Below are 4,310 nucleotides of genomic sequence, written 5' to 3' on the forward strand. Positions count from 1 at the left end.
GCTGCCTCGACATGGCTGTGCCCCTCTTTGATGTAATCTAATGCTCGCTGTTTAAAATCTGTACTATATGCCATAGCTTTATTATAACATGCTTGTTTGAAACTAAGCAACTATAACATTTTCCAAGGTAAATAATTAGAATGGTGTTCTAATACAGACACGCCTAATTTACCTTTATTATATTTTATAGACCTACTAAGTAAGTTATAAGCCTCCGTAGCACTTTTAGTGAAAAGCACATTGCAGTTACTGGCACTTAGAAAATTTTTAATTTTTTTCTTAACAGCCTCATATTCATTAGAAAAAATTAAATCATTTTTTGAATTATGTCTCTTAATGTTTATTGGAATTCCTGAATAAACTTCTGTTAATTTATTAACAACAGCTTTTGGCTTGGGAACTGTAGCTGCATTATCAAAATAAATAATATCTGATGTTTGAAAAGAAAATAAATTCCTCAACATATTTCACCACTTTGAAAATCTACTACCATTAAAAATTTCTACTTCCTAAGATTTAAAATTCGATTTATGTAATACATTGTATTGGCACATCTTTTGGGAAATACAACTGAACCATTTAATACTACTACAGAAACTTCATCACTACTATGGCTTCTGCTGACTTCTCATGATTCCTTGTTACTATGCTTTAGGCGCTCATGAAACCTCACGGAATCAGTCCCAGATCTTTCTTCCTTTATAACAGAGGACGTTAAAAGGTTACAGTGAAAATAGGAAATCGGACGCAGAGTCTTTGGACTCTAGGAAGATTTATCTTTTTCACACAAACCTTAGTCCGAATTCAATTACTTTCATGACTTACAGATATAAGTTACGACTACCTATATAAACTTTAGAGTTCTTGGCTATCTCATCTGCTAGATAGGCTTTCCTAGCACCTCTCTGTTCCTAGAACCAGGATTTCGCTATTCTTTCCTCTAACGTTTTTTACTCTAACGTCAGGGTCTATCTCCAGACCGTCTTCGTCCGCTACCTCACGATAGTCAGGATTGAGGGGCGCTGTTGGGTTCATCGGTAGCTAGTGCCCACAGAGGACTTGTTCCTCAGATGTAGGCCATGACCCGTCGTACCTAAAAAACTATCCGACCTTGACTTAAGACCAGATAGTTCATCATTTTTATTTTTCAGCTGTAAGGGCAGCCATTGTGATGTAGTTGTATGGTTTGTTGAAGTGTGGCAAGAAGAAGAGGTCTGTCAATGCCAATTTATCAATTGTTACATGCTCTTGGATAGCAAGTGAGAACATGTGAATTCCCATGCTGATTGAAATATCGTGTGAAACCATTTGGGCACCAAGAATTTCACGGCTATCTTTGTCAAAGACAATCTTAATCGCTACTTCATGGTTATCGTGTTTCATGAATTCTGGTTTTTGAAGATCGTTAAATCCTGTCTCAGTCGCATTGTAACCTGCAGCTTTTGCTTTTTCAAGAGTCAAACCAGTTGAAACCATGTGAAGACCATAGATTGAGATACCGTTTGAACCTTGAACACCGATTCCTTCCAATTCATGTCCACAAGCATTGTAGGCACCAACGATACCAGTACGAACTGCGTTTGAAGCAAGGGCGATGTAGCTTGTGTCTTTACGAGCATTATCATAGACAGTCGCACAGTCACCAACTGCAAATACACCTGGAATTGAAGTTTCTTGTTTCTTATCTACAAGGAAAGCACCATTTCGGAAGAGTTCAATCTTACCGTCAGCAAGAGCTGTGTTAGGACGGAAACCAACCGCAAGAACAACCATATCCACATCAAAAGTTTCTTTATCGGTAATCAAGCGTTCAACTTTACCGTCACCTTCGATTGCTTTAACAGTTTGACCAAGAGCCAAGCGGATGTTGTGGTCTTCCAAGTTCTTCGCCATCATTTGTGTAAAGTCTTTGTCATAGTAACCGTTCAAGACAGTATCAACGATATCGACAAGGACAACTTCTTTTCCAAGACGCTCAAAGGCTTCAGCAAGTTCAACACCAATGTAACCACCACCAACAACGGCGATACGGTCAAGGTGTTGGCTCTTGTCAGCAAGTTTATTGATCACTTCTTCAGCGTTTTGGTACAATTTCACGAATTGTACGTTTTCAAGAGTTGCTTTAAATTCGCGGTTTCCTTTAAGAATTTCAACACCTTCTATTGGTGGCAAGATTGGTGTAGAACCTGTAGCGAAAATCAATTTCTCGTATGATTCTTTGTGCTCTTTTCCTTCAACTTCGGCTGTGACTACTTTGTTATCATAGTCGATTGAAAGAACAGGTGAGTTCATGTAAACCTTAGCACCTTTAGCTTCCAATTTTTCTTTATCAGAATAGAACAAGCCTTCAGCACCGTCAATTTGATTACCAATCCAAAGAGCCATTCCACATCCTAGGAAAGAGATGCTAGAGTTTTGGTCAAATACAACAATTTCGTTCTCATTTCCAAAATTATCCAACATAGTATTAATACATGCTGTACCAGCATGGTTAGCACCGACTACAACAATTTTACTCATAAAAAATTTCCTACTTTCATTCTAAATTTACCTTACTAGTATACCATTTATTGTCAGCGTTTACCAGAGGTTTGCTATTACTTTATCATTTTTTATCAAAAACAATTCTCCATTTATCCTAATTTCAAGCCTAATGAATTTTTTTAAGCATATTTCTTGACTTTTTCCAAATTTAATTTATGAAAATTCTAGCTTTATGGTATTATAATAACATGAAAATAAAATACAAGGTCTTCCATTTATATAATTATTTGATATTGCAACTTATTTTCTACAAAAGAAAAAAGTTGCTAGCTTGCCTCTTCGTTCACATTCTGAACTCCTAACGGGAACCACTATCACTATTTCATTAGTTAATGAGTGAGCAGATATCTTACTCTAAAAATCCTTTGATTTGCTCAAAAAGCTTGAATACCATTTCAATGCCATTAGTCAAGAATCTGAGTTGATGGAAATCAATTATCAAGCAGGAATAGCCCCCGTCACTGTTCATCCAGACCTGTTTGAACTGATTTCACTTGGTTTAGAGCATAGCCTAGCACTCTATAGCCAGCTCAACATCAGTATTGATCCCCTAATTCAAACCTGGCGCATTGGTTTTTCAGATGCCAAAGCTGCACAACCTCAAGAAATTGAAGCGGTGCTGTCTCTAATCAATCCTCATGATATCGAGTTAGATTCTTCTACTTCCATTGTATTCTTAAAGCAGAAAGGAATGAAAATCGATTTAGGTTGTTTAGTCAAGGGTTATAGTGCAGATAAAGGGTGCCCAATTTCTTAGAAAAGAGGGTATGACTTCTGCCTTGATCAATCTGGGAGGGAGTATCCTGACCATTGGAAAAAATCAGGCAAGAGGGGATAACCCTTGGCAAATCGAGATTCAAGATTCAGCCAATCCGAGGGGAAATCACTTAATGACCATTCCCGTTGTCAATCAATCTGTCGTGACTTCAGGCATTTATGAACGTCACCTGACAGTCGATGGACAAGATTACCATCACATTTTTGACAATAGACTTCCTGCAAAACTAGAATCCTAGTTCATGATTGATAATACCAACAATCAAATTCATTCGTAATCCGAAGCGTTTACGATGATTTCGATAGGTTGTTGAAAATATTTTAAACGTTTTCATAGTGAAATGAAATAAGAACAGGACAAATCGATCAAGACAGTCAAATCGATTTCTAACAATGTTTTAGAAGTAGAGGTGTACTATTCTAGTTTCAATCTACTATACTTTGTCAAAAATACTCTCAACCTTGATTCTCTCCTTAGATAGCGCATGGTTACAGGCTTTCTCTTCAGCTATTAGCGGCTTGAGTTTGCTGGATTTACGTGGAGTTTGTGCTTGAGGATATATCTTCATGAGCCCTTGATAACCACTGTCAGCCAAGATTTTACCAGCTTGTCCGATATTTCTGCGACTCATTTTGAACAACTTCATATCATGACAATAGTTCACAGTGATCTCCAAAGAAACAATTCTCCCTTGACTTGTGACAATCGCTTGAGCCTTCATAGCGTGGCATTTCTTTTTACCAGAATCATTCGCTAATTGTTTTTTAAGGCGATGGATTTTTACTTCCGTCGCATCAATCATTACCGTGTCCTCAGAACTGAGAGGAGGTCTTGAAATCGTAAAACCACTTTGAACAAGAGTTACTTCAACCCATTGACTCCGATGGGTTAAGTTGCTTTCGTGGATACCAAAATCAGCCGCAATTTGTTCATAAGTTCGATATTCTCGCACATATTGAAGTCGCCATAAGAAGGTATTCTAGGCTTA

Annotated in this window: 2 protein-coding genes and 3 pseudogenes; 1 reads left to right on the plus strand and 4 read right to left on the minus strand. The window is 37.5% G+C overall.

All coding sequences use genetic code 11. The features are described from left to right. Positions 1-110: 110 nt before the first annotated feature. Positions 111-464 carry an aminotransferase class V-fold PLP-dependent enzyme gene (locus HT669_RS04780; RefSeq protein WP_000945718.1) on the minus strand — a complete coding sequence of 118 codons (354 nt, stop codon included), beginning with the start codon at positions 462-464 and terminating at the stop codon, positions 111-113. Positions 465-1,140: 676 nt separating this feature from the next. Then, entirely contained in the window at positions 1,141-2,520 is a 1,380-nt protein-coding gene (locus HT669_RS04785) for an FAD-dependent oxidoreductase (RefSeq protein ID WP_000036801.1), read from the minus strand. 295 nt (positions 2,521-2,815) lie between these two features. On the opposite strand from HT669_RS04785, the pseudogene HT669_RS04790 reads away from it, so the two are divergent. Beyond that, positions 2,816-3,536: pseudogene (locus HT669_RS04790) on the plus strand (FAD:protein FMN transferase); the annotation flags it as partial. Positions 3,537-3,548: 12 nt separating this feature from the next. On the opposite strand, the pseudogene HT669_RS04795 reads toward HT669_RS04790, so the two are convergent. Together HT669_RS04795 and HT669_RS04800 are read right to left on the minus strand one after the other, a co-directional pair. Next, a pseudogene (locus HT669_RS04795) lies at positions 3,549-3,656 on the minus strand (IS5/IS1182 family transposase); the annotation flags it as partial. Positions 3,657-3,758: 102 nt separating this feature from the next. Then, a pseudogene (locus tag HT669_RS04800) lies at positions 3,759-4,310 on the minus strand (transposase); the annotation flags it as partial.

Origin of the sequence: Streptococcus sp. 2100 (genome assembly GCF_013276335.1) — a bacterium.
Taxonomy (GTDB): domain Bacteria; phylum Bacillota; class Bacilli; order Lactobacillales; family Streptococcaceae; genus Streptococcus; species Streptococcus pseudopneumoniae.

What these genes read in the sequence shown, in the direction of transcription:
- HT669_RS04780 (WP_000945718.1), bottom strand. Translation starts at nt 464, where the DNA reads ATGTTGAGGAATTTATTTTCTTTTCAAACATCAGATATTATTTATTTT.
- HT669_RS04785 (WP_000036801.1), bottom strand. Translation starts at nt 2,520, where the DNA reads ATGAGTAAAATTGTTGTAGTCGGTGCTAACCATGCTGGTACAGCATGT.